Source organism: Leptolyngbya sp. Cla-17 (assembly GCF_016807185.1).
Lineage (GTDB): Bacteria > Cyanobacteriota > Cyanobacteriia > Leptolyngbyales > Leptolyngbyaceae > ULC077BIN1.
Genome location: NZ_JAEVYN010000001.1, coordinates 868,311 through 894,106 on the forward strand (window position 1 = coordinate 868,311; position 25,796 = coordinate 894,106).

Consider the following 25,796-nt stretch of genomic DNA (forward strand, 5'->3'; position numbering starts at 1 on the left):
TTTTGCTACAGAAAAAGGTAAGTTACGACAAAATTTTCAATTGTCCTATTCTTTTAAGGAGACCTTTATGAACTCTGCTCGCTGGCGCAAAATTCTTGCCCCTTTGTTGCTTAGCCTAGTGCTGTTTATCTCAGCCTGCGCTCCTACTCAACAATCTCGCTATTCTCAGGTTCAAAAAGACACGACCCAACGGGGTGCATCTTCCGCAGTTGCTAAAAAAGCGGAACAAGGCGCAAAATTCAACAAGATTTTTCCCGATGGCATCAGGGGCTATGAAGTGGTTCCCGCCCAAGAGAAGAAAGGATTCGCTGAATATAAAGTGAACAAAGATGGCAAAAACGTTGCCATGCTGTCGATTAGTGATACAACCAGTGTTCCTTCTGCGGCTGCTAAGTATCAAGCAGCAACCGAGAAAGTAGCAGGCTATCCAGCAGTCGAGCAAGGCGCTAATGCTACCGGAATTCTGGTCAACGATCGCTATCAGGTGAAAATCCTTTCCCGCGATCCCTCTTTTACTAAGACAGATCGGGTGCAGTGGCTACAAAAGTTTGACCTGAAAGCATTGGCAAAAATGAAGCCAGCGATCGCGCCGGTTGCGGCTCAAAAGCCTGTGACTCAAGTGACCAAACTGCCGCCACTTCCTCAAAGAGCGCCTAACCCAACATTGGTGCCTCAGCCTGCTGGCTAGTCCCCATTTTTCGTATTTAGTGAGAGTGCCATGATTGCTTTTTCCCGTACACTTCTCGTTCCTGCCTTATTAAGCCTGTCACTGGTTGCAGTTGCCTGTGGGGATAAGCCTCCGTCCAGCTATGACCAGGTTCAAAAAGAAACTCAGGGTCAATCAGCAGTTTCTAAACAAGCCGTCAACGGAACTCAGCTCAACAAATATTTTCCTAGGTCAGCCGATGGCTTTTCGGTCGTGGCTGCTCAAGAAAAGAAAGGTTTTGCAGAACATAAGGTCAATAAAGGCGGCAAAAATGTGGCGATGCTTTCCATCAGCGATACGGTTAGCACGCCAGAGTCTACCAGTAAATATAAACAAAGTACTTCCCAAATTGCTGGTTTCCCCAGTGTTGACCAAGGGCAAAACGGGACGGGCGTTTTGGTGAGCGATCGCTTTCAAGTCAAAGCTCAATCTCGTGATCCATCCTTTACCAAGCAAGACCGCGTAAATTGGATCCAAAAATTTAATCTAAACGGTCTGTCCAAACAGAAATAAGGAGTCTTATCTGTGAGTAAATCGATTTTTGAACTCGTTGACGACCTCCCCAGTGGCGGCATTACCGTGATGGCGATGAAGTCGCTAGATACGCTCGTTCCTGGACAATGGCAAAATTTGACTGGGTTCGACAACACTATTCGCGCAGTCACCGGCGAAACTGATGAAGCGCTGATTCAGCAAATTGGTGAACGGGCAGTCGCGTTGTACAACGACAAATCCCAGGGCTATCAGCGCGCCTACTGGCTGTATGACACGGTCCAAGGAGGATCTGGCTTGCTAGGAGCGGGTGCCCTCGCCAACCGCATTGGACAAGATACATTTTTGGGATTTCTCAAAAATATCAGTCCAAAACCAGAAAAAGCTCAAAGCATTGACCTATCTGTCAAATTGGTGACTGAGCTGGTTGCATTCTGCCAAATTAACGGCATCCCCGGCGACAGCATTGGTGACTTTCTTGGAGCATTAGGCGATTACAGTGGCGAGTCGCTCATGCGGATGGCGGCATTGGTCTGCTTCGATGGGCTAATTCCCTTGGGTCCCGAGTTTGCTGAGAAAGCGCTTGGCAATGTCCAAGGCAGCAATCCTTCAGATTTGGAAGGAAATCAAACCTACAAAAGCGTCAAGGATCTGATTCCTGGCAACAACTCTAGTGACAAGCTGGGCTTTATTACCAAAAGCTTTGATTCCACAAAAGGTTGGATGAAAAACTTCGTCTCTTCTACAGGAGCGACCCAGAGTGGATTGATGCACAATCTCAAGGGTGTGATTGAATTCACCGACGACAAAGCGGATTACCTGGGCGCATTGCTGGATATGAATGTGAAGTACTACCGTCATACCGGTGTGCAAACTTTGGCACGGCGCTTGATTGAACGCGCTGTCGCTGAAATTTAACTGGGGCATTCATCATTAGAGTGGGCTGATTTAGATTGACTTAATCTAAACCAGCCCGTCTTTGTGTTAATTGCCTTTTTGTCGGTAAACCTGTTACAACCATTGTTATTTACGTCTATTAGTTTATTGATAGAATCTGCAAAATTTATATCAGCTTTTATATCTTGCGGCGATCGCCCCTTTTTCACTACTATCTTTCGCCATCACTGTTAATTAATCAACGCTGCTTTCGATATTGATTGACAGGATCACTGCACTACTTGGGATTTCGGCATGGCGCGTACCAGAATTTTGGTTGTGGAAGACGAGCAACTCGTTGCGGATGATCTGAGAGAAACTTTAGAAATTTTGGGATATGACGTAGCGGGATTGGCAGTCTCTGGCGAAGAGGCGATCGCAAAAGTCGCTATCACCCGTCCCCATTTAATATTGATGGATATTCGGCTGGAAGGCAAAATGGATGGCATTGAAGCCTCTCAAATCATCCAAACAGATTTTCAATTACCTGTGGTTTACCTGACTGCCAACGCCGATCACGCCACTTTAGAGCGGGTTAAGCAATCTGAACCGTTTGGCTATCTGATGAAACCATTCAGTGAAAAATCCCTTACCACCACGATTGAAATTGCACTCGCTCGCCACAAATCAGAACTGGAAGTGCATCAAACCTTGAAAACGGTTCAAGCCGGAAAAACTGCCGCTGAAGAACTGGCGCAAGAAAAATCAGAGTACCTCTGTCTGCTGGCGCATGAACTCCGCAATCCATTAACTGCCATCAAGTTTGCTGCAGAAGTCTTGCAAAGTCAAAATACCCACCTATTGCCTGATGATAAAAAAATGCGCTATGTCCAGCGGATTCAAACGGCAACGAACAGCCTGAATAAATTATTAGAAGATGTACTAACCCTAGAGCATTCAAACGCTAGCACTTTGCAATGGTCTCCTTTAAAGGTTGATCTAGTCGATTTTTGTAAAGAACTGATAGAAGTGCTACAGGTAAACTGCGATGACCACCACACGCTGCTTTTTTCCACCAACGTTGAGCATTATCAGGCGTTTCTAGATGAAAAACTCCTGTGGCACTTATTAAACAACTTGCTCGGTAATGCAGTGAAGTACTCTCCTGACGGCGGCACTGTGTCTTTAAGTTTGCAGTGTGAAACCGATCGCTTTAGTCTGAGCGTCTCTGATGAAGGCATTGGCATTCCTCCACAAACGCTGGCACATTTATTTGAACCTTTTTATCGTGCTGGTAACGTTGGGCAAATTCCTGGAACTGGACTCGGTTTAGCGATCGCCAAACAATGTGCAGAACTTCAAGGCGGCAGCCTCAGCGTTTGTAGCACCCTTGGGCAAGGCACCACCTTTACCGTAACCTTGCCCAGAGAAAAGCAGGAGAAGTAGTGGGCTATCAGATTTTTCAAGCTTCAGATTAGCCCACTGGCGCTCACTTCCCAATCAACCGTTTCAACCACGATCCCAAAGCCGTCATCAATCGTTTAACTGAGCTTAAATGGTGGCGCTTTTCTGGGACGGAAGGCAGTATGCCAAACTCTTTGCCGTTTGTAGAAGGAGTAACATTATTGACTTCGTAAAGGGTATATTTTCCGCTTTTACCCGGAATGTCTACCTGAAACGATTGCCCTACTAGAACATGGTCTTTAGCTTCGATATATGCTTCTTCGGAAACGAGAAAGGTTGTTCCTAAAGGTTTATTGGCAGCTTCAATCCGGCTTGCCAAATTCACAGCATCCCCAATCGCGGTCATTTTAGGATTTTTAGGATCGCCAATGGTGCCAATCACAGTGCCGCCGTAATGCACTCCAATACCAATTCGTAACCGCTGTTGGTATAAGCCTTCCAAGGATGGATTTAGTTCTTCCAACGTTGACAGCATTGCCACTCCTGCTCGAATGGCTCGTTCCGCTGCGCGATCGGGATTATCTAGCCCAAATAGCGCCATAAACCCATCGCCCATGTAGACATTAATCGTGCCACCATAGCGATTGATCACCTCTGCCATCCGCTGAAAGTAGCGATTCAAAACATAAATCACATCGTAGGGCAATAGCGCTTCTGAAAAAGTAGTAAACCCTCGAATATCTGCAAACAAAATGGCGACGTGCTTTTCTTGCCCCAATAAAGAAGGAGCTGATTTTTTAGATGCCTGGTCAAAAAACATTGCCATGTCATCGGCATCCAGAGACAGCCGCCGCAGAGTAATTTTGCCTTTACGGGCAATCATCGTTTGGCACGCTAAGCGGATGCAGGGTTCAAAGCCCAACTGATCTGCCAAAACCTGTTCTTCTGGGGTTCGAGGCGCACAAAATTCTTCCCCGTCTAAAATCAATACTCGACAGGTAGAACAACGAGCATTGCCGCCACAGACGTGTGTATGAGGAATTCCCGCTTCCAAAGCCGCTGTAAGCAAGGTATTGGCGTTTTCTGTTTCGATCAGATTTTCATCGGGTAAATAAAAGATCTGCGTCATAGTGTGGGCTGATGTCACCGTATGGTTGAATCTACACTGAACCCACTCAAAAGCCCGGATTAAAACAAGCCAAGCATGAGAATAGCAAGTCTCCTTGAGATAGGCAGCCTCTCAAAACAGACCTTAAACACTATCAGTAGCACCCCAATCTATCGTTATTGTAACGGGTGGGCGCGATCGCGTTCCTCGCCATTTTCTCACCCTTTCCGCTTAATTGGCTTGTCTTTCCCTAGCTTATTTTTATTCTTGCCGCGCTCCCATGCTCCGCTAAATTCCCCCTTAGCACCCATCCCAGCTTTCTGCATCGCTGCATTGTAAATTGCCTCATTTGCCGCCGCTGATTTAAACAAATCCACCACCGGATTAGGATAGTCCACGCCAAGCTTCACATTAAAACGCTGCTGTTCTACGGGGAGAAGCTGCCACGGTTCATGCACTTTACCTGCGGGAACCTGTATCAGTTCGGGCAACCAGTGTTTTACATAGCTGCCATCGGGGTCGTAGTCTGTAGATTGCTTGAGAATGTTGAAAAAGCGGAAGCCACGGGCATCATTGCCGACACCCGCCGTATAGTTCCAGTTGCCCCAATTGCTGCATACATCGTAATCAACCAGCAGCGACTCAAACCACTCTGCGCCCATATGCCAGTTAATGCCCAAATTTTTGGTGAGAAAACTAGCAACATTTTGCCGCCCCCGATTAGACATAAATCCGGTAGCCGCGATTTCTCGCATGTTGGCATCCACCAGCGGGAAGCCCGTTTTACCTTCGCGCCATAGGTCAAACCGCTGCCAGTCCTCTTTCCAGGGAATAGACATTCCTTGCAGCCCAGACAACCGGAAAATGCGATCGCCATGTTTGGCACAGATAAACCGAAAATAATCTCGCCACAGCAGTTCAAAAATCAGCCAGTAAGTTGAATCGTTTTGCACTCGCTTAGTTTCATATTCCTGCACTTGCTCAAAAATATAGCGAGGCGAAAGACAGCCCAACGACAACCATGCAGAAAACTTTGAGGAATAATCGGCCCCCACCATGCCATTTCGAGTTTCTTTGTAAGTCTTGAGGCAATCTTGTTGCCAAAAGTAGTGATCAAGACGGGCTTTACCTGCGGTTTCGCCGCCCTCAAATTTCAGGACAGCACGATTGTCAAAGGCAGGTGGGTTTAGCGCAAAGGTGGATAAGGTCGGCAAATCGCCAGCGGGCACATAGGGCAAAGGGGGAAGACTTTTGGGTGTGGGAAAGGCAGGATTGATTGTGCTTTCTTTTTCGACCTGCTTGCGAAAATTGGTAAATACTTCTGGCAGTTGGCTGATTTCAAAGGGCAGATCATCGGGATGATACAGCGTGTGTCCCCAAAAGCGGTGACACTTGACCCCGATCGCCTCTAGCATCCGATGTACTGAGTTTTCCACCGCAACTTCTTCTGAGGTGACTTCTTGGTGGTAGTAAACTGCGGTGATGCCTAACTGTTTCGCCAAGTCAGGAATCACGGATTCTGGGGTGCCCTGACGGATAATCAAATTGCTGCCGAGGGACTGGAGCGATCGCCGCAGATCTGCCACACTTTCCAGCAAGAATTGTGCCCGAAATGCGCCCGTTTTAGGAAAGCCAAAGGAGGTTTGCCCAAACTGACGCGGCTCGAAACAATAGAGCGGCAGCAAAAAATCAGGGTTTGCTTGAATGGCACGGTGCAGGGGTTCATGGTCGTGCGATCGCAAATCGCTACGAAACCAAATCAAGATTCGCTGATCAGTCATGATGGGAGGATTAAGCTACACGTCCCGTTACTCTACCAATGTCCAATCGATTTTGGATGAGTTCCACATGGGATAGTCCCGACAAACATCAGAATTTTGCTTTTGCAACTTTAACGCTTGACTGTAGCTAAACAGCGCTTCTTGATATTGCTGCAACTCTTTCAACACAGACCCGCGAAACAGCCAAGCTTCACGATTCGTGTTAGATAAATCTAAGGCTCGGTTAAAACTCGCCAAGGCAGCTTTGTAGTGATGAAGGTGTACTAACGCCACCCCATGAAACACCCAGGTTTTAGAACGATTCGGTTGAATGCGGAGGGCTGCTTCAAAACTGGCAAGAGCAGCCTCGTAATAGCCTTGCTTGGTGAGAACGGCACCCCGACTGCACCACAGGCGATGAAGCGTTTTGGCGGTTAATAGACTATTCGTTTTGAGAGATACCCGTTGAGTACAGCGCTTGGATACAGAATGAAGGTTTGATGAGGGAACGACGGTAGATGGACCCATAGGTAGTTCTTGGTAAGATTGAAGACTTCAGGTTCGTCAACGTAGCTGTTTACACTCTGATACACACATCATTCTGGCTTTTACAACCCACCCTTCTTATCCGCCATTGTGCTCAACTTTGAATATATATAGAAGCTATTTCTATATATGAACCTGTAGCGATCGCGTTTAACCATAGCCGTACTTTGTTGAATCAGGATGGGGGGTTTAAGCCCTTGGGTGATGAGAATATTGGATGCGGTTCTGCTCCGAGTGATTTCTGCACCCCTTTCTCCAGCCTTTAACGGCACTCACATACCCAACCCGTGCTTCAGAATGTAAACTATTGCTGCAATTCCTATCAAAGTGGAAGTGGCAGTTAGACAATATCGCCAACTTAGATTTTTTGGAGATAACCTAATGTTGAATATGCCGTTACTTGCCGTTGCTGAAAGAGCGGTGAATTGGGGTCCTAATGTCGCAATCGTGATGATAGTCTGCAATGTCTTGGCGTTTGCAATCGGTCGAGCTACCATAAGTCGAAAAAACGTTGGTCCTGCACCGACGACCTTTGGTGGCATGAGTTTAGCTGCTTTAATCGGCTCAGCTTCTCTGGGGCACATTTTGGGAGCAGGTGCGATTTTAGGACTTTCTAATCTAGGTGTTTTGTAATCACCCTTGAGCTAATCAACGAAAAAGCCAGAGAATTTAAATTCTCTGGCTTTTTTAATTAATGCAGTCTTGAAGAAAGTGCGAGGGACTATCGCATTAAACGCTCCGGCGCTACCCGTCTAACTCTAGTCGGCGATCGCGGCTGACTGACTCGAATCATTGGCTCAGTCGCTTGCTGCAATTGATAAACAATTTCCAACGTTTGTAGACCATCTAAAACGGCTGCCCGAATAATCGGGTCTTCCTCGCGCTGTAGCATGACCCGAAAGTAGTCAGCGATTTGACGGCGAGAAGGGATTTTGGCAGAATTATGCGGACGATTTGCCCCCTGCGATCGCCGCTCCAAACGATACTCATCATCCAATACAGAAACCGAATCGGTCAGTTGTCGGACTGCCAATAAACGCTTCAAGGGATCTTTGTGCGCCAAATCAAACAGCAGTTGATTAATTGGAATCTGAGCCTGCGGATTTTGGCGATTGCAAATTTGCCACATTAACAGTCCTAACCCAATCAGCGTTCCCATTCCCTGTAAAATTGCCCCGGATGCAATCCAAGCGCTGTCAGACTCTGCCCAAATTGCGATCGCAAGATAAGTGCTGAAGGTGGCGATCGCCCCTGCACCCACAGAAACCACAAATGGCTGATTCCAGCCTTGCAGCAGCTTACGCACTTCCACAGCGTTGATGGATGGTTTCCAGTCGTGCATCAAATACACTAGCAGCATCACCACCACTCCAATGACCGTGGCAAAGACTAGCCTGCCATGCCAATACAGCAAGGCGACCGCGCCAGCCGCAATGATCAGCCAACCACCCGATCCCACCCCATGCCGCGAGAAAAACCGTTTAAGCGTTTGAGTCTTGAGTTTTTCCAATGGCAAATCTTGAATCGCGCTGATTAGAAACTGCCAGCGAAATGCATCTTTTGCTGCATGAGATGAAGCCTTTATCACCGTGCTAGTCCGCCTAAAAAATATTGCAAGCAAAAATCAATCCATACTTTACCAACGTAGCATCTATAGATTCTACAACTGGAACACAGTGCCTACGATCGTCTAGGAAAATCGATGTTGAGATGCGGTGACGAGTTTAGGATGATTCGGTACAATCGAGGTCACATGCTTACAGCAAAGGAATTTTGGAGTGGTTACACTCGGTGTCAACATTGACCATATCGCCACCATTCGGCAGGCGCGACGAACGGTAGAACCTGACCCGATCGCCGCTGCGGTATTGGCTGAACTGGGTGGAGCAGATGGCATCACGGTGCATTTGCGAGAGGATCGACGGCATATTCAAGACCGGGATGTGCAACTATTGCGCCAGACCGTGCGAACCCATTTGAATTTGGAAATGGCGGCAACGGATGAAATGGTGGCGATCGCCCTGGAGATTAAGCCTGACTACGTGACTCTGGTTCCAGAACGCCGCGAAGAAGTGACCACAGAAGGCGGATTAGATATTGCCGGACAAGCTGGACGCATGACTCTTGTGGTGGATAAGCTGCAAGCAGCCGGAATCCCTGTGAGCCTATTTATTGATGCAGACGTTGCTCAAATTGATGCCTCCCGGTTGGTAGGAGCCAAATTTATTGAACTGCATACCGGGCGCTATGCCGAAGCCCAAGGGGAGGCAGCGCAACAAAAAGAACTAAAAGTATTAGGGGATGGGTGTGAGCGGGCGATCTCGATTGGGCTGAGAGTCAATGCAGGACATGGACTGACCTATTGGAATGCCTATCCTGTTGCCTGCTTGCCAGGAATGGAAGAGTTGAATATTGGGCACACGATCATTAGTCGAGCAGCGCTCATTGGTATAGAACGTGCCGTTCGTGAAATGAAGCTTGTGATTCGCGGCAGTTCATAGAAACTATGAATTTTTCCAGCTATGAGCTTTGGATTGGATCTGTAATCCATCAGGCTTCTAGATAAGATTAAATCCTGTAATCTAAATCCTGTAATCTAAATTGAAATCTCTAAAATTACTCAGTTAAAACGGGTTTACCATGCAAACTTACTATTTCATATTGGCTAGTCGAAACTTTTTAGATGGAGAAGCCCTGGATGAAGTGCTGAAAGAGCGCACTCGGTATTATCAAGAGCAAGAAAAAGAAATAGATTTTTGGCTAGTCCATCAACCTGCTTTTCTGGAGTCTCCCGATATGGCGACTCTCAAAAATCAGTGCCCTCAACCCGCCAGCGCAGTCATTTCAACTAACCCTCAGTTTATTAACTGGCTGAAACTACGGTTAGAATTCGTCATTACTGGAGAGTTTCAAGCTCCTTCAGAAAAAATTCCCCAAGCGATCGCTTCTTTGGCACCTGCATCCTAAAGTGCCTCGTGGCTTTTCATTTGTCCCAAGCAATGGAAGTATAACTCCGGCTGCACCCCTTCCTCGTTTAACGGTTATGCACATAATGATTCAAGCCTTCCATCATCAATGCGGCTTTTTGTTGACAGGTTTTATCTTGCTGTCGGCAAGCGCAAAAGCCGACGCTCAGGCTTTGCCTCCTGCCCAAATCCCTGTGCCCCAACCGGCAAATTACGCAATTTGTCAGCCACCAGCGCCCAGTGAGTATCTATTGCTGATTGTAACCCGCACGCCCGACAGTCAAACTCAAGCGCAACAGCTTTTACCGCCCAATACTTCTGTTGATACCTGCCGTTACTTGGAAGATACAGTGACTCGCGTTGGTGGTTTTAGAACGGTTGACCGGGCCAATGCTTGGGCGAAATATGTGACGGAAACGACTGGTCTGGCTGCCTTTGTGGCTCGTCCTGCGGAAATTCCTCAAGGTTCACCCACTGCTTCAACATCCACGATCGCAAAACCACAAACGTCAACAACCTCACCGTCCACGACGGCTAAGCTGAATGATTCAGCTAGCTATAGCCCCAAGCCGCTAGGTGTTGGCTATGCGGTGCTGGTGGACTATCAAAACCAACCAGAAATGGCGGTCAAAGCTCGGCAAGCCCTTGGAAAAGATGTTGGGCTGGTCTCCTATGGGCAACGCCCCTACCTATTGGCGGTCTACACAACTGACTCAAATGCAGCTAATACGACGCTGCAACTGTTGAGCGATCGCGGCTTTTGGGCAACTCTCGTAGATAGCCGTCGCGTGATTTTGCTGCGGCGCAGCGTTGCGCTCCCGGCTACGGCTACTACTCGATAGATTTAAGGCGCGATTCCTGTAGAGAGCTTCGCTTCACCAATTGCCGCTCAGCTACAGGTCAAAATAGCGTTCTACATTCTATGATTTAGCCGCCAACTTGTAGCGCGGGTTCTGCTTCAACGCAAAGTCGTTCGATCGCCTGATCTGCGGTAATCAAGCGCTTTAGGACTACCTGTCCAATATTTTTCCCTTCGGCTTCTAGCTGAATCCGTTCAGTAGGCTTGACCTCTAGCATTAACACCGCCTCTTCAACGCGATAGAGACATAGTTTTTCGCCATTTTCCCAAATAAAAAGCTTCATTTGCTCAATGTAGGGTTTTCGCCGCCAAGCGCTGTCGCTCCACAACCCGCTTAATTCCCAGACTCGACCGATTGTCCAACCATCCGACAAAAAAAAGTATTTCACAACCTTTAAGAGTCCTGAAAGCTCGTGATTTCACCTCGACATCAGTCTAGCTGATACTTTTTGCAAATGCTCCTTTTTAATCAGGCTAAGCGTTTTTGAAAAGATGCAGGAGCTTCGTCATCCCATAGCCTTTTTCTTCTTATCTTTCGCTTTACGGCGTAGTGATGCATGATCAATCGGAAATCCAGCCACAGGGATAACCTGATATTTCCGCTCTTCTTCCTGTTGCTTGAGTTCGGTGTAGTCTAGCCAGTGAATGCAGTCTACAGGGCAGGTCTCTATTGCTTCTTGAATGACCTCTTCTGAGTCACTGTTTTGACTAATCACCCGCGATCGCCCATAGTCTGGCTCTATATAAAAAGTATTTCGAGCAACATGGGCGCAATGTTTGCAACCAATACAGGTAATTTCATCTACATAAACTCCCTTTTGCCGTAAAACTCCGCCTAGTTCTGGCTCCAGCCCAGTCAACTCAGGCTCATTTCTCAACAGCCCACCCAGTTCAGGTTCCAACCCTGATCGATTTAATTCGTTGAAACTTGTACCGTTTGTTGCATCATCCATAGGGGAGACTTACCTCTAAGGCAGCAGAGAGAAGGGGTTCAATCTAAATACGCAAAAGCGAAGCATTTAGCATAGGGCGCGATCGCTTTACTACGGTCGGGGTTAATGCTTCGCCTTAAAAATTTCGCTTTGAAGAACTAGGCACTCCACCGTTGTAGAACCAAACGAATTGAGCCGTCTACGTTTTGCTGTTGTTCAGAAACTTGAAAGCCCTGCTGTGCTGTTTCGGTCAATACGGTCTGGACTGCATAACGCTGGGTGATCTTGCTTAGAAATAATTCAACCGGGATGGGCTGATTCCAAAACTGTAAATCGGCAACTAACTCATATTCACTGCCATTCCAGCTAAAGCCAATGTCATAACCGTTCGCTTGGGCGATCGCCACATCAGCAGTACGAGTTTGTCCGCGATAACCATGTACCTCTTGAGGTCCTGGCTGCCAGTCAATTCCAAGATCAGTCAAAGCTGTTTGTAAGGAAGGGAGATTCCGAATCTGAGTTTTAATTTGGCTAAAGTGTGACATTGCGACTTTATAAACTATAGAACTAGACAAAAATTCAAAAACTTAAAGGCTGTCAATAACTACCATTCACTGGCGGTGAAATGGGTATTTGTAGCCACTGACTGTTCAATATTCTGGGCGAAATATTCAGAGGTTTGCTCTTGGCTCAAAACCTGCCCTAGCTGAGCTTCAATAGCAGCAGTTACTTCGGCACAAGATGCCCCCACAACCCCCGTTACTGTCTCTTGTACACGACCATCTGGATAAATAATAAACTCTAGAGTTTCCATATTTTAATCTCTGCTTTTGTGCCAAGGCATAACCGATATGTCGTGATTCATCCAGACTCGCCTACTAGTATCTAAATTCAACTAAATTGCTTATTAACTAAGCTAAAGCTAAGAAATAAACTTAAACCAGTGGATATTAAAACTTAATAGAAGTCCTAGTCACAATATGTAAAAACTGAGCTGTCTGTTATTTTCCCTTAACTTCAAAATGCAGTCAAGCCAGAATCAGAGAGCTGTGAAGAAGCAACACCGCACTAAAACACACCGTTCTGATAAATGACACGGGACTGCTATGAAACAATCAATGGCTAAGAAATAAATTGAAAATTAATTTTCTAGCCATCTTAGTAATATTTCTTAAAATTTTATAGATTTGTGGTCCTCAAATTCCTCTGTCGTTGGATGGATAACCACCAAGATTCAGTTGGATAATGAGAATCTATTTACTTTGGGTAGCACGTAACAAATGGTTCAGCAACATATGACACAAGTCCTCGCATCCTCAAATAATCCATTGGGGGCACCAGTTCAAGTTGGGATATTAGGATTTGGTGGTTTGGGGCAAGCCGCTAGCCGAGTATTGGCGCTCAAAACAGAAATGAAGTTGACCGCGATCGCGGATCAAAAAGGCTATGCCTATAATCCCCAAGGGCTAAATGCCGATATCAGTATTGCATCCTGCCATGCTCATGGCTCAATTGGATATCTAGATGATGACATCTTGAGCAACGATACTATTCACGAACTAATTCGCCGTGCTTCTGGCGTTGAAGGCTACTTTTTGGCGTTGCCTAATTTGCCCAACACCTTTATGGCATCGGTTGCCCAGCAATTTATTGAAGCGGGTTGGCAAGGTGTGTTGGTTGACGCCATGAAGCGGACGAGCGCTGTGGAACAATTGCTGACACTATCGGATGAGTTGAAAGCCTGCGGCATTACATACATGACGGGCTGTGGTGCCACACCGGGTTTGCTAACCGCCGCCGCTGCACTGGCAGCTCAAAGCTTTAGCGAAGTTCATAGCGTTCAAATTACTTTTGGTGTTGGCATTGCGAATTGGGAAGCTTATCGAGCCACAATCCGAGAAGACATTGCCCACATGCCGGGATACGACGTGGAAGCCGCTAGAGCGATGACGGATGATGAAGTGGCAGCGCTCTTAGCTCGGACAAATGGGTTGTTAACTCTAGAAAATATGGAACATGCGGATGATGTGATGCTGGAATTGGCTGGAATTTGCGATCGCGATCGCGTCACAGTTGGCGGTGTCGTCGATACGCGCAATCCCAAAAAACCACTCAGCACGAATGTGCGGGTGACGGGGCGTACCTTTGAAGGAAAGCTGTCAACCAATACATTTACTCTAGGGGATGAAACTAGCATGGCAGCTAATGTCTGCGGTCCAGCTTTTGGTTATCTCAAGGCAGGGATTGAGCTGCATCGTCGAGGGCTACATGGCGTGTTCACCGCTGCTGAAGTAATGCCTAAATTTGTGCGATAGGTGCTTCCGATAGATTCTTAAGTACTCGCTATTGCGGGTCAACCTAATCCGATATTGCTTTCCCCCCTTAGGGTGTTTGCCCATGGGGGGTAACCCACTGTGGAAACTTCCTCACTTTAAAGTGAGGATTGATACACCCGTTGGTGTGATTTTTTTGGATTTAGTTTGACCTATGATTGCACCCATTTCTTTGGGAACTCTGCTTCGCCAACGATATTTGATTCGGCAGATTTTAGGACAAGGAGGCTTTGGGCGTACTTACTTGGCAACTGACCAAGAGCGCTTTAACGAACGCTGTGTGTTGAAAGAGTTCTTCTTTACTTATCAAGACACTGCGCTGTTAAAAAAATCTCAATTATTATTTCAGCGTGAAGCCAGCACCCTTTATCAGCTTCACCATCCCCAGATACCCCGTTTTTGGGCAGCGTTTGAAGAAGGACAGCGGCTATTTTTAGTTCAAGATTTTGTCGAAGGGCAGACTTACCGACGTTTGCTGAGCGATCGCAAATCGCAAGGATTAACCTTCACCGAGGCAGAAGTTTGCCACCTGCTCAAACAACTGCTGCCTGTCTTGGTTCATATTCATGATCGCGGCATTGTTCACCGCGACATTTCCTTAGAAAACATCATTCTAAAATCGCTGCATGAGCCGTCTCAACGTAAATTGCCCATCGCCGAAGCGGGGCTTCCGGTTCTGATTGATTTTGGAGCGGTCAAAGAAGCGACCAGCCAACTTTCAATTACCTCTGCTGTAACGCGGGTTGGCAAAGTAGGCTATGCACCCCCAGAACAGCTACAAACGGGGCGAGTTTACCCCAATAGTGATTTGTATGCGTTGGCAGCTACTTGCCTAGTGTTGCTAACTGGCAAAGAGCCACACTCCTTACTCGATAGTCAAAGCTTGGTTTGGCGCTGGCAGCCTTATGCGACTCTTAGCAATAAACTGACCCGGATTTTTGAGCGGATGCTATCCGTCTATCCCAGCGATCGCTATCAATCGGCTCAAGAGGTTTGGGTTGATTTGCAGTCGGTAATGCCTCAATTAAATCCCACCCAACTGAATATGAACGCAGTCAATCTTACCCAGCGATCGCGCACAAATCAGCCAGTCGCCACAGCAACTCGTGGTTCCATTCAGCAGCGTGGCTCATCAAAATCTGCTGCTCAGGGTCACCCCGTTCGTCAAACCACCAAACGATTAAAGCCATCTCAACTTCGTAAAAAAAATCGGCTATGGCTTGGCATGGGGGCAGCATTTTTATTGGGAACTGGAGTTGCTAGTTCATTTTTGTGGCAAGCAAAAAATGATCAAGCAGCCTCCCACGGCGAGGTGTGGGTTTCTGGAGCCAAACTCCCCCACGCAGAAGCGTCACGAATTATCGGAGGTCAAGGAGATTTGAATTTGGCCTTGCAAGCAGTACCTTCTGCTAATCAACTAGTTTCAAATTCTGCTTCAGTAAAGCAAGCCGCTTCCGAGCCTCAACCCATCCAATTTCCTCCTGGCAAACTCTCGGCTACAGTGCAAGGAACGCTGCAACAGCAAGGAGTGCAATCCTATTCAATTAAAGCGTCTCAGGGGCAAGTGCTGACTGCAACATTAGCAGGGTCGGGGGTGATAATGAATCTGCTGCGATCGAACCAGGATGGTATCGATGCTGCTGCCTATCAAACCCGCAGTTGGACGGGGCAGCTACCAACGGACGATCAATACTTCATTCAAATATCTGGATCAGGTGCTTATATGCTGGATGTGGCAACGACACCGATTTCTCGCCCCACCCAAGAAATCATAGAGCGGGTAACTTTTGCTAGAGGCACCAATGGCACGACCGTCACTGGAACGATCGCGCCTCAGCAAATTCGACGCTATCTACTCCGGGCAAAACAAGGACAGTTGGTATTAGTCAAAAAGTTACAGGGAAACGTGAGCTTAAGCGCGATCGCCCCAAATGGTCAGCGGCTTGACACCAATACCCTTAATCCAGACTGGAAAGGACGATTGCCCAGCGATGGAGATTATGTATTTGAGCTTTCTGCCAATCAATTGGGTGACTATGCCCTATCGTTTGAGATTTTTTAGCCATTGTCATCAGAACTTGACTGACCCATCTGATTGCGGCTGAATCAGAACGGATGGGCTATTGTAAAAGCTAAGAACGAAAAACTTATGGACACAAACATCTTTCTTATAAGCAAGCTGTGTCAGTTCAAAGTTTAACTGCATTTTGTAGTCTCTTAAGCATTTTAAGGATTAGTTCCAGTGAGTCCAAAATCATTACTCCAAGTCTCGCCTGTTTTCGTTGAATCTTTACTGGATGCTGGTAGCGCATTCACACCGGAAGAGTTTGACGAGTATGTGATGAAAACCTATGCGCGCTACCCCATTACGTTGGAACGTGGAGCGGGGTGTCGAGTTTGGGATTCGGAAGGACGAGAGTATTTGGATTGTGTGGCTGGAATTGCAACCTGCACCTTAGGACATGCCCATCCAGCGATGGTGGAAGCGGTAACAAAACAGATTCAAACTTTGCATCATGTCTCTAACCTTTATTACACAGCGCCTCAGGGTGAGTTGGCAAAGTGGTTAGTCGAAAATTCTTGTGCCGATCGCGTCTTTTTCTGCAACTCAGGAGCGGAAGCTAACGAAGGCGCGATTAAGCTAGCGCGCAAATATGCCCACACCGTTCGAGGAATTGCAGATCCTGTCATTATCACGGCTCATGCCAGTTTTCACGGGCGAACTTTAGCCACAATCACCGCAACGGGGCAACCCAAGTATCAAAAAGGCTTTAGCCCATTGGTGCCGGGTTTTGAGTATGTGCCTTACAACGATATTGCCGCGTTGGAGCAGGTGATCGCAGACCTAGATAAAGATCAACCGCGAGTGGCTGCAATTTTGCTAGAAGCACTTCAGGGTGAAGGCGGGGTGCGTCCGGGCGATCGCGCTTACTTCCAGCGAATTCGCGAGATTTGTAATGAGAGAGGCATTCTCCTCATCTGCGATGAAGTGCAGGTGGGCATGGGTCGCTCTGGCAAGCTTTGGGGCTTTGAAAATCTGGGAATTGAGCCGGATATTTTCACTTCCGCAAAGGGTCTTGGTGGTGGCATTCCTATCGGTGCTTTGCTCTGTAAAGAATCTTGCAATATCTTTCAGCCCGGTGATCATGCCAGCACCTTTGGCGGCAATCCCTTTGCCTGTGCGGTGGCGTTAGCGGTTTGCCAAACGTTGCAATCTGACCATCTGCTTGAGAATGCCCAAGAACGAGGAGAGCAACTGCGAACCGGATTACGAGCGATCGCCCAACGCTACCCTGAAAAAGTAGCAGACGTGCGCGGTTGGGGGCTGATCAACGGTCTGGAGATTCAAGCAGAGATCGATTTGACTTCCGCTCAGGTAGTGCAATCGGGCATTAATCAGGGCGTGTTAATGGTTCCTGCTGGACCCAAGGTGGTTCGCTTTGTGCCACCACTGATCGTCTCTGCGGCTGAAATCGATCAAGCCCTGCAAGCCGTCGATCAAGCCTTTGCTACTTTGTAGCTTGTAATGACCTGTCGTGGATTGAACAGGGGTAGTGTATGAATCCATAGCTCTTAGTAGAGGCGATCCTTCTGGGTTGCCTCTACTGAGGTTTGTGCCTAAATTCAGCAACGCTGTAGGTTGAAACTCCGCGATCGCATACTCATACCAATTTAAATGGTGTCAATGACAGATAGTGCATTGAGGATAAAGGGGTAGCCTGTAAGGGAAGCAATCACTTGAGGGGTTAGCTGGGCTAAGAGTTGATCAACCCTGGATTGCAGTTGGTCAAGCGTTTTGAACGCAGCCCACTTGAGATCCGCCTTGAGATGTTCCCATAAACGCTCGATAGGATTTAACTCTGGGCAGTAAGGCGGTTGAAACACCAAGATAATGTTCTCTGGCACAATAAGGTCTTTGCCTTTGTGGAACCGTCCGTTATCCACTTGCAGGATGTTGAGACTATCGGGGTAAGCCTTGGAGAACTCATCTAAGAACCATTGGTAGCATGCGGTATCGACATGGGAGAATTGCAAGAAAAAGGACTCTCCTGTGGTAGGTTCCACAGCACCGTATAGCCAGAATGCTTTGAATATCCATTGCCACGCCCCGATGGGTTTAACCCCAACTGCCGTAATTAATCGTCCGATGAGCGTGTGAAGTCCAAAGCGACTCTCATCTTGTGCGAAGTAACGAATCGGTCGCTCATCCTGGCGCACCTGCCGATAGTACTGACTCAATAAGTCGAGGTCGTCTGCGAGGTTTGCTTAAATGCCTCTCGCTGGACTCGGTTCTGCTTGATGTTTTGAGGACGGGCGACCTTGAGTTTCGCTTTGAGTCGATAGCGCGTCATCTGGTAGACCGCATGATACTCGGCTTCTACCCCTAAACTCTCTAACAGCCACTGCTGCACCTTCCCATAGCTGCTAAACCCATTGCTCGGTTCCTGCAATCGCTTGGCTAAGGCAACCTCCGCCCACATTGGAATCACCCGGTTGCCTCCTCCTGGAGTGGGTTTAACCACCAGCAATGCTTCTAATCCTTGCGCTCGGTACAGGGCTAACCATTTTTGCACCGTGCCCCGATGCCTGCCAATTGCAATCGCAATCTGACTGACACTCGGTGCGTGCGCTTGTTTGAGCCAGTACAACACTTGCAATCGCTCTTTGAGTATCGGCTGTTCAACCGCTCGCAAACGGGTGCCTAGCTCCTCGAGACTTTCTTTAATTGCGATTGCGCTTACTCCAGCCATTGTTAGACTCTCACCTCTACATCGCTCAGTTTATCTGATCTGTAATGGCTCCAATTTAATTTGGTATCAGCCAATTTCAGCTTGTATTGTTGGAAACCATCATCAAATTCCCATGCAGAAGGTTGTTTGGCAGTCTAGCAACTTGTTATGCCGCCAGTCCTCGGTGGAGACTGTGCTTCAAGATTGTCTGTCTGTGTTTAGAGCTAAGTTACCTTGAGGTTATCGGTGGTGGAGTGATTTGGGGTTGATGGCGAGAGAAGTTAAGTTAGATTCAGTGTTGTGCTGCTGAATAACAAATGGGTATGTCTGATAGCCTGACACAAAAAATCCGGAATGATTTCGATCTCATCGCTCTGCATGACCGGGAAGGATGGGATCACAATAATCACTATCACCACTTTCTACTCAAACAGTTACCAGCCCAATGCAAAACTGCACTTGACATTGGTTGTGGAACAGGTGAATTTTCACGTCTTCTAGCTAAGCGTGTGGAAAAGGTTTTTGCGATCGACTTATCCCCAAATATGATCGAGGTTGCTAAGCAGCGTTCAAGAATGTTTTCAAACATTGATTTTCAAGTCGCTGATGTTTTGCATTGGGAACCAATAGTTGAACAATTTGATTTGATCGTGTCTATTGCTACACTTCATCATTTACCAGTTGAAAGCTTGTTGCCTAACCTGAAAGCTACTCTGAAACCTGGCGGTAGGTTGGTGATCCTGGATTTGCTAGAACATGAGAATCTGCGAGATCAAGTAAGCGATTTTGTTGCTATTCCCCTAAATTGGCTATTTCAAGTGCTCAACAATAAACATCTTCAACAATCACCTGAAGCCGCTGCTGCGATGAGAGAACATCTTCGTACAGACCACTACCTCACCCTTTCGCAAGCACAACGAATTTACACAAGCTCATTGAGGAGGGCAAAAGTTAGGAAACACCTGTTTTGGCGTTATTCAGTAGTTTGGGAGAAGTCAGCAGCGGCATAACAACCTCAATCTACACCGACTGTGAGAGGTTCTTGTTGAATGTTCGAGGTTAACTGCGGCGGTCGATTGGGAACGTTAGGCTGTGCCAATTTCGTGAGCCGAAACAGAACAGATTTTTCAGCCTCACAGGGATTAGCCCAAATTCGTAGCTCAGAATGCGCCTAAGTCTGGTAGATTTGGCAGAGTATTCGCAAGCGCGTGCAAGATGAAAGTCCTAGTAATTGGTGGCGATGGTTATTGCGGTTGGGCAACCGCGCTCTACCTCAACAAACGAGGATATGAGGTTGGTATTCTCGATAATTTGGTGCGGCGGCATTGGGATAATGAGCTTTGCGTTGACACTCTCACGCCGATCGCGCCGATCCAGCAACGTCTCAAGCGCTGGCATGAGTTGACGAGTAAAAATATTGACCTGTTCATTGGCGATATTACAAACTACGAGTTTTTGAGCAAAACTCTACAGAAGTTTGAACCCGAAGCGATCGTTCATTTTGGTGAACAGCGATCTGCGCCCTTTTCTATGATCGATCGCGAACATGCCGTCATGACTCAAGTGAACAACGTTGTAGGCACGTTGAATATCCTCTACGCCATGAAAGAAGACTTCCCCGACTGCCACTTGGTCAAGTTGGGCACGATGGGAGAATATGGTACTCCCAACATTGATATTGAAGAAGGCTACATCACCATCGAGCATAATGGGCGCAAAGATACGCTGCCCTATCCCAAGCAACCCGGCAGCATGTATCACCTGAGCAAGGTGCATGATTCTCACAATATCCATTTTGCTTGTCGCATCTGGGGTTTGCGAGCAACCGATTTAAACCAGGGTGTTGTCTACGGCGTGCTAACCGATGAAACCGCCATGGATGAGTTGCTGGTGAATCGCTTGGATTATGATGGCGTATTTGGTACGGCGCTAAACCGCTTTTGTGTTCAAGCGGCTGTGGGACATCCCCTAACGGTGTATGGCAAAGGTGGGCAAACTCGCGGCTTCTTGGATATTCGAGATACGGTGCGCTGTATAGAGTTGGCGATCGCGACTCCGGCTGCTCCCGGTGAGTTTCGAGTCTTCAACCAGTTCACTGAACTATTTAGCGTTGGCGATTTAGCGTCAATGGTCGAAAAAGCAGGTAGCGAGATTGGTTTGCAGGTTCAGGTGAAACACCTGGAAAATCCTCGAATTGAGAAAGAAGAACACTACTTCAACGCCAAAAACACAAACTTGCTCGATTTAGGATTGGAGCCTCATTATCTCTCTAATTCACTATTAGATTCCCTATTAAATGTTGCGGTCAAATACAAAACCCGCGTCGATGAATCGCAAATTATGCCCAAAGTTACCTGGAAACGGTAATCCTGATGGGTGGTCGTGCGCTGCTGTTAGTATCGACTACGATCGTCCCAGGCTTGGGTGCGATCGCGCTCTGTGTATTTTTCCTGTTTCCAGAATGGGCAGCGCTAGACAGGAGTTATCAAAACTACCAGAAGTTGGCAACATCAGGGGCAGCCATTCGCGAGCTATCTATTGCTCAAGCCGCTGAAAATCGGCACCGAATAAACTGCTTTGCAGAAGGAATCGGGGTTTTGTTGGGCGGTATTATGGTATCGATTGGTGTTCACGGTCTTTGCAGCCCTCGACGTTAGTACCATTACTAAAGTATTTGTCTATGCGCATTGCTCTGTTCACCGAAACTTTTTTGCCCAAAGTGGATGGGATTGTAACCCGGCTGCGGCACACTGTGGAGCAGCTACAGCGCATGGGTAACCAGGTATTGGTTTTTTCTCCAGACGGTGGCTTGACGGAATACAAAGGAGCCAAGATATACGGTGTGTCCGGCTTTTCGATGCCGCTGTATCCAGAGCTAAAGATGGCATTGCCTCGACCGGCGATCGGGGATGCATTGACCCAATTTAAGCCAGATATTATCCATGTGGTGAATCCTGCCGTATTGGGCTTAGCGGGTATTTTTTATAGCAAAACGCTACATATTCCACTGATTGCGTCCTATCACACCCATATCCCAGAGTATCTCCAGCACTATGGGCTGGGCATGTTAGAAGGCTTGGTGTGGGAGCTACTCAAAGCGGGACATAACCAGGCGCAACTGAATCTTTGCACTTCGACGGCAATGATGCAGGCATTAACCGAACACGGGATTGAGCGAGTGGATTTATGGCAGCGGGGTGTTGATACGGAAATGTTTCAACCCCACATGTCAAACCGAGAGATGCGATCGCGTTTGTCTCAAGGCAATCCTGATTATCCGCTGTTGCTGTATGTTGGTCGCCTCTCTGTCGAAAAAGAAATTGAACGAATTAAACCCGTTTTAGAGTCCATCCCAAATGCCAGATTGGCTTTAGTTGGTGATGGACCGCATCGGCAAGCACTAGAAAAACACTTTGAAGGAACTGCTACTTATTTTGTAGGCTACTTGCAAGGAGTGGAACTGGGTGCAGCCTTTGCATCGTCGGATGCATTTGTTTTTCCTTCGCGCACCGAAACGTTGGGATTAGTTCTGCTGGAAGCGATGGCGGCAGGCTGTCCCGTTGTGGCAGCCCGATCGGGGGGGATTCCCGATATTGTGGAAGATGGGGTGAATGGCTTTCTGTTTAATCCGTTGGATGAGCAAGGGGCGATCTCGGCGACTCAGCGGCTTCTGGCCAATCCTCAAGAGCAAGAGATGCTGCGCCACAATGCCCGTCGGGAGGCTGAATGTTGGAGTTGGTCAGCCGCAACTCACCAACTGCACAACTATTATCAAGCGGTGATAGATTCTCAGGTTTACTCTGCTGCCGCCTCTTAACTCCGAAAAACATTTAGATAGGCGGATGAGGCGAAAACAATTGCTGTTGTTTGAAAATGCTGGTGAGTTTCTTTAAAGAAAGTTAGCTGTGAGTTTTAAATCTAGCTTCTTGCTACTCATCATCTGCAATCTCCAAGAAGTGCTAAAGAATTTGAAAGTAGATATCAAATTTAATTTCTGAAATGATGCAGCTCTATATCTGAAAGCTACGCCTGTAAAAGTGATTTAAATCACTTTTACTTCGCTGTTTGGCTGAAAACCTTGCTACTTCATCATTTCTACATATTTGATATACCGTATTTTAACGGAAATTCGACCTCTCCTTAACCTTCAAGTGGGATGGTGTCTAAGGGATATCACGTATCACACGTAACAAAATTGTTCGGAAGCGATCGCTTGCTCGCAAACTCACCCTTGTTGCTTAGGTTCCATCTGCTCCTTCACACGTAACGGAATTGTTCGGAAGCGATCGCTTGTTTTGCAAATTCACCCTTGTTGCTTAGGCTCCATCCGCTCATTCACACGTAAAGAAGGATTATTGCTCTCATGGCTAAGAACGTCATTGTTATGATTGGCGACGGTTTGGGCTGGGAAATGGCTCGTGCGGCTGCCATCTATCAGCAAATTCAGAACGGTAACCCAGGTACAAAGCTAAGCGACTTCTACACCTCAGGTGTAGGTACAGGACTTACTCTCCAGGGTTTGAAAGAATATACTCTTGCAACAACCTACGGCACAACGATTGCTGGAGCCAACGGTGTGTTTAACACTGGCAACTCTGCACTGACTGGTTCTGATGGAGTAACGGCTGGCAGCCCTGTACTTCCTGGTTTCCAGTTTAACCCCAACTTCAACCCCGGCATCAATGCTTCTGGTGGTGCGACTGTTGCCAGCGGTGCTGTAGGAAACCTGGTTGGATATGATGTAGTTCGAGGTGGACTGTATCCTTGGGACCCTGGCTACTACGGTGGTATCGCGTCTCCTGGCTTCGACAAGGAGTACATTAAACTGAGCTATCCTGACTCGGCTAATACCGCAACAACTTTGTACACCGGAGTCAAAAGCTACAACAACGCGATCGGTGTTGACATTTTTGAGCAACCCCTGGAAACCATTTTGGCGACTGCTGCCATGACGGGTCGATCTACTGGCATAGTAACATCGGTGCCAATTGACCATGCTACTCCTGGTGCTGCTGCTGCCACTGTCAACCGTCGCGGTAAGTACGACAGCGAGTTTCCTGATCTCGACAGCATTCTGCAACAAGAACTATCGATTTATCAGCCCACCGTATTGTTAGGCGGCGGACATCCCCTGTCCAACACTGCTGCTCCTTTGCCCTCAGGCGTTGAAAATGCCCGTGATTATGGCTTTGTCACCAAAGACACCTATGACTATCTCGTAGCCAATCCTAATGACAATCGCTACGGGTATACCTTTTTAGAGCGTGGCAATAACGCAGCTCAAACTTTAGCAAGCGCCGCAGCGAGCATCGATCCCAACAGCGGTGAGCGTTTGCTGGGTCTATATGGTGCCCGTGGACAAAACGGCAATCTACCCGTAAGTTCTGCTAACGGTGACTACAGCACCACGGGTCTAGATATGTTCCGCATCAACAGCACCCAAGGTTTAAACCCAGATAGGGAACGTCCTTTGCTACCTGGAGAAACCGATGCCTCTTTTATCGCGAGAGAGCGCAACGAAAATCCCACTCTTCAAAACTTGACCAGTGCGGCGCTTGACGTGTTGGGTAAAGATAAGGATGGCTTCTGGCTGATGGTGGAAGGCGGCGACATTGACTGGGCTGCTCATGACAACAGTATCGATAACCTGATCGGCACGATTCTCGATTTTGATAAGTCAGTTAAGTCTACCGTTGACTGGATTTTGGCAAACGGCGGCTGGGAAAATAATCAGTTGATTATTACCGCTGACCATGACCACTATTTAACATTGAATCCTGACTTTCCTTCGCTAGTGCGAACCTTGGGTGTTGAGGCTTTAACCGACATCGATGACCCGGCTGGAGCAGGAAATTTCTGGGGTTCTAACATTGATGCAAAGTATGGCTGGGGCAACCACTCCAACCGTACTGTGCCTGTTTACTATCAAGGTGCTGGCTCTGAGGTTTTGACGAGCTTTATAGGTCAAGATTTTAACAGCTACGGTTATCAAATTCCTGGATACGCTGTTGGAGTTGACCAAAGCCAGATTTACCAAACTCAGTTGGCAGCAATCACCGGTTCTGCTGAGCGACCCGAAATTACAGGTCCTCAGGTGGTAAATGCTTACTTTGTCGCTGGACCTGGCAAGGATGCCACCATTTATACGGGCGCATTTGATGACACCGTTTATGGCGGCGTTGGCGAGAACTACATCTATGCTAACAATGGTGACAACCTGGTGTATGCCGAAGATGGTGATGACTTGGTGTATACCGGAACGGGCAACGATCGCATCTTTGTGAACGGCGGTGACAACACTGTCTTCGCGGGTGCAGGCATCGACTACATCCGGGCTGGCAACGGCGGCAACGTCATCTATGCAGGTGCAGGCAACGACGACATCGCGCTTGGCAACGGCATCAACTATGTAGATGCTGGAACTGGTAACGACACCGTGTTTACTGGCTCAGGTAATGATGAAATCTTTGGTGGTGCAGGCAACGACACCATCCATGCGGGTGCTGGTGACAACATCATCAATGCAGGCGTTGGCGAAGATACCGTTTATGTTTGGGGTGGTGGCAAAAACACCTTTGCCCTGAACGCAGGTGCTGGATCTACCACCATCTTCGGCTTTGACTCCGATGATAAGATCACACGCAGTTCTGGCTTGGTTGCTGCTGACATGCTAACCATCACCAAGACCGAATTCGACACCACGATCAGCAAGAATGGTGACTTGCTAGCAACCTTGAAGTGGTACACCGGAGATGTTGTTGCTTAAGCGACAGCTTCAATCTCTAGAGTAAGCAGTCTATTCGCTCAAGCGATCGCGTTCCTATCACCCTAGGCGCGATCGCCTTTTTTACCGCATCTTTCCTAATGCCATCAAAAACTGTCTATGTAAAATCCACAATACTTTACACAATCTTGATACTTCTTGTAGCGTGTAGGACTTAGTGGAATTGTGGTGCGAGTGGTAGTCTGCTCTTGCACTTGCAGCTAATAGCGTGTAATCCGTTATGCGCTCGATATTTTAGACAATCGCTAATTCTTCCTTAACTCGTGAAAGGGCACGTTGCTGTGTCCCCGCTTTAGCGTG

At 47.6% G+C, this 25,796-nt stretch carries 26 protein-coding genes; 16 read left to right on the forward strand and 10 right to left on the reverse strand.

The window, feature by feature from the left end; all coding sequences use genetic code 11:
• Positions 1 to 67 precede the first annotated feature (67 nt).
• From JOY44_RS03955 to JOY44_RS03970, 4 genes are all read left to right on the forward strand, one after another.
• Positions 68 to 688, forward strand: coding sequence for a hypothetical protein (locus JOY44_RS03955; protein ID WP_197984941.1), 621 nt, complete (start codon positions 68 to 70; stop codon positions 686 to 688).
• A 30-nt stretch (positions 689 to 718) separates the two neighbouring features.
• On the forward strand, positions 719 to 1,219 hold the full coding sequence (locus tag JOY44_RS03960) for a hypothetical protein (RefSeq protein WP_171572418.1): 501 nt from the start codon (positions 719 to 721) through the stop codon (positions 1,217 to 1,219).
• 12 nt (positions 1,220 to 1,231) lie between these two features.
• Positions 1,232 to 2,116: a hypothetical protein gene (locus JOY44_RS03965; protein ID WP_171572419.1), complete on the forward strand. Its 885-nt coding sequence runs from the start codon at positions 1,232 to 1,234 to the stop codon at positions 2,114 to 2,116.
• Positions 2,117 to 2,389: 273 nt separating this feature from the next.
• Entirely contained in the window at positions 2,390 to 3,520 is a 1,131-nt protein-coding gene (locus tag JOY44_RS03970; RefSeq protein ID WP_171572420.1) for an ATP-binding protein, read from the forward strand.
• Positions 3,521 to 3,563: 43 nt separating this feature from the next.
• Here the strand turns inward: JOY44_RS03970 and JOY44_RS03975 are convergent, their stop codons facing one another.
• The 3 genes from JOY44_RS03975 to JOY44_RS03985 all read right to left on the reverse strand — a co-directional run bounded on the left by JOY44_RS03975 (position 3,564) and on the right by JOY44_RS03985 (position 6,874).
• Positions 3,564 to 4,607, reverse strand: coding sequence for an adenylate/guanylate cyclase domain-containing protein (locus JOY44_RS03975; protein WP_171572421.1), 1,044 nt, complete (start codon positions 4,605 to 4,607; stop codon positions 3,564 to 3,566).
• Between the two features lie 197 nt (positions 4,608 to 4,804).
• Positions 4,805 to 6,367: a DASH family cryptochrome gene (locus JOY44_RS03980; protein WP_171572422.1), complete on the reverse strand. Its 1,563-nt coding sequence runs from the start codon at positions 6,365 to 6,367 to the stop codon at positions 4,805 to 4,807.
• A 27-nt stretch (positions 6,368 to 6,394) separates the two neighbouring features.
• Positions 6,395 to 6,874, reverse strand: a complete 480-nt coding sequence (locus JOY44_RS03985) for a tetratricopeptide repeat protein (protein ID WP_171572423.1) — start codon at positions 6,872 to 6,874, stop codon at positions 6,395 to 6,397.
• A gap of 399 nt (positions 6,875 to 7,273) precedes the next feature.
• Here JOY44_RS03985 and psaK point away from each other — a divergent pair, with 399 nt between their 5' ends.
• A complete protein-coding gene (gene psaK, locus JOY44_RS03990; protein WP_171572424.1) occupies positions 7,274 to 7,525 on the forward strand; it encodes a photosystem I reaction center subunit PsaK in 252 nt (83 codons plus the stop codon).
• Positions 7,526 to 7,613: 88 nt separating this feature from the next.
• Here the strand turns inward: psaK and JOY44_RS03995 are convergent, their stop codons facing one another.
• Complete coding sequence (locus JOY44_RS03995; protein WP_171572425.1) at positions 7,614 to 8,480, reverse strand: hypothetical protein; 867 nt, start codon at positions 8,478 to 8,480, stop codon at positions 7,614 to 7,616.
• Positions 8,481 to 8,670: 190 nt separating this feature from the next.
• On the opposite strand from JOY44_RS03995, the gene JOY44_RS04000 reads away from it, so the two are divergent.
• From JOY44_RS04000 to JOY44_RS04010, 3 genes are all read left to right on the forward strand, one after another.
• The gene (locus JOY44_RS04000; RefSeq protein WP_171572426.1) at positions 8,671 to 9,393 is read left to right on the forward strand and encodes a pyridoxine 5'-phosphate synthase; all 723 of its coding nucleotides are present in this window, start codon (positions 8,671 to 8,673) and stop codon (positions 9,391 to 9,393) included.
• 139 nt (positions 9,394 to 9,532) lie between these two features.
• On the forward strand, positions 9,533 to 9,859 hold the full coding sequence (locus JOY44_RS04005; protein ID WP_171572427.1) for an MgPME-cyclase complex family protein: 327 nt from the start codon (positions 9,533 to 9,535) through the stop codon (positions 9,857 to 9,859).
• Positions 9,860 to 9,944: 85 nt separating this feature from the next.
• Entirely contained in the window at positions 9,945 to 10,700 is a 756-nt protein-coding gene (locus JOY44_RS04010) for a hypothetical protein (protein ID WP_197984942.1), read from the forward strand.
• Positions 10,701 to 10,785: 85 nt separating this feature from the next.
• Here JOY44_RS04010 and JOY44_RS04015 read toward each other — a convergent pair whose 3' ends face one another.
• The 4 genes from JOY44_RS04015 to JOY44_RS04030 all read right to left on the reverse strand — a co-directional run bounded on the left by JOY44_RS04015 (position 10,786) and on the right by JOY44_RS04030 (position 12,463).
• Entirely contained in the window at positions 10,786 to 11,106 is a 321-nt protein-coding gene (locus JOY44_RS04015) for a hypothetical protein (protein WP_171572428.1), read from the reverse strand.
• Between the two features lie 117 nt (positions 11,107 to 11,223).
• Complete coding sequence (locus JOY44_RS04020) at positions 11,224 to 11,670, reverse strand: ferredoxin (protein ID WP_171572429.1); 447 nt, start codon at positions 11,668 to 11,670, stop codon at positions 11,224 to 11,226.
• 137 nt (positions 11,671 to 11,807) lie between these two features.
• The gene (locus tag JOY44_RS04025; protein ID WP_171572430.1) at positions 11,808 to 12,194 is read right to left on the reverse strand and encodes a DUF1257 domain-containing protein; all 387 of its coding nucleotides are present in this window, start codon (positions 12,192 to 12,194) and stop codon (positions 11,808 to 11,810) included.
• 59 nt (positions 12,195 to 12,253) lie between these two features.
• Positions 12,254 to 12,463, reverse strand: a complete 210-nt coding sequence (locus tag JOY44_RS04030; RefSeq protein ID WP_171572431.1) for a DUF2997 domain-containing protein — start codon at positions 12,461 to 12,463, stop codon at positions 12,254 to 12,256.
• A 481-nt stretch (positions 12,464 to 12,944) separates the two neighbouring features.
• On the opposite strand from JOY44_RS04030, the gene bioU reads away from it, so the two are divergent.
• The 3 genes from bioU to JOY44_RS04045 all read left to right on the forward strand — a co-directional run bounded on the left by bioU (position 12,945) and on the right by JOY44_RS04045 (position 17,502).
• Positions 12,945 to 13,964: a (S)-8-amino-7-oxononanoate synthase BioU gene (gene bioU, locus JOY44_RS04035; protein ID WP_242541711.1), complete on the forward strand. Its 1,020-nt coding sequence runs from the start codon at positions 12,945 to 12,947 to the stop codon at positions 13,962 to 13,964.
• 172 nt (positions 13,965 to 14,136) lie between these two features.
• Positions 14,137 to 16,044: a serine/threonine protein kinase gene (locus tag JOY44_RS04040; protein WP_171572433.1), complete on the forward strand. Its 1,908-nt coding sequence runs from the start codon at positions 14,137 to 14,139 to the stop codon at positions 16,042 to 16,044.
• 180 nt (positions 16,045 to 16,224) lie between these two features.
• Complete coding sequence (locus tag JOY44_RS04045; RefSeq protein WP_171572434.1) at positions 16,225 to 17,502, forward strand: aspartate aminotransferase family protein; 1,278 nt, start codon at positions 16,225 to 16,227, stop codon at positions 17,500 to 17,502.
• Between the two features lie 152 nt (positions 17,503 to 17,654).
• Here the strand turns inward: JOY44_RS04045 and JOY44_RS04050 are convergent, their stop codons facing one another.
• Both JOY44_RS04050 and JOY44_RS04055 read right to left on the reverse strand, forming a co-directional pair.
• A complete protein-coding gene (locus tag JOY44_RS04050) occupies positions 17,655 to 18,221 on the reverse strand; it encodes an IS630 family transposase (protein WP_171572406.1) in 567 nt (188 codons plus the stop codon).
• A complete protein-coding gene (locus JOY44_RS04055; protein WP_171572405.1) occupies positions 18,218 to 18,733 on the reverse strand; it encodes a helix-turn-helix domain-containing protein in 516 nt (171 codons plus the stop codon). The genes JOY44_RS04050 and JOY44_RS04055 overlap by 4 nt, the downstream gene beginning before the upstream one ends.
• 302 nt (positions 18,734 to 19,035) lie before the next feature.
• Between JOY44_RS04055 and JOY44_RS04060 the strand changes: the two genes are divergently transcribed.
• The 5 genes from JOY44_RS04060 (at position 19,036) to JOY44_RS04080 (ending at position 25,478) form a co-directional block, all read left to right on the forward strand.
• A complete protein-coding gene (locus JOY44_RS04060) occupies positions 19,036 to 19,722 on the forward strand; it encodes a class I SAM-dependent methyltransferase (protein ID WP_171572435.1) in 687 nt (228 codons plus the stop codon).
• A 205-nt stretch (positions 19,723 to 19,927) separates the two neighbouring features.
• Positions 19,928 to 21,079, forward strand: a complete 1,152-nt coding sequence (locus JOY44_RS04065) for an NAD-dependent epimerase/dehydratase family protein (RefSeq protein WP_171572436.1) — start codon at positions 19,928 to 19,930, stop codon at positions 21,077 to 21,079.
• A gap of 5 nt (positions 21,080 to 21,084) precedes the next feature.
• Positions 21,085 to 21,369 carry a hypothetical protein gene (locus tag JOY44_RS04070; RefSeq protein ID WP_171572437.1) on the forward strand — a complete coding sequence of 95 codons (285 nt, stop codon included), beginning with the start codon at positions 21,085 to 21,087 and terminating at the stop codon, positions 21,367 to 21,369.
• A gap of 23 nt (positions 21,370 to 21,392) precedes the next feature.
• Positions 21,393 to 22,529 carry a glycosyltransferase family 4 protein gene (locus JOY44_RS04075; protein ID WP_171572438.1) on the forward strand — a complete coding sequence of 379 codons (1,137 nt, stop codon included), beginning with the start codon at positions 21,393 to 21,395 and terminating at the stop codon, positions 22,527 to 22,529.
• Positions 22,530 to 23,075: 546 nt separating this feature from the next.
• Positions 23,076 to 25,478: an alkaline phosphatase gene (locus JOY44_RS04080; protein ID WP_171572439.1), complete on the forward strand. Its 2,403-nt coding sequence runs from the start codon at positions 23,076 to 23,078 to the stop codon at positions 25,476 to 25,478.
• Positions 25,479 to 25,796 lie beyond the last annotated feature (318 nt).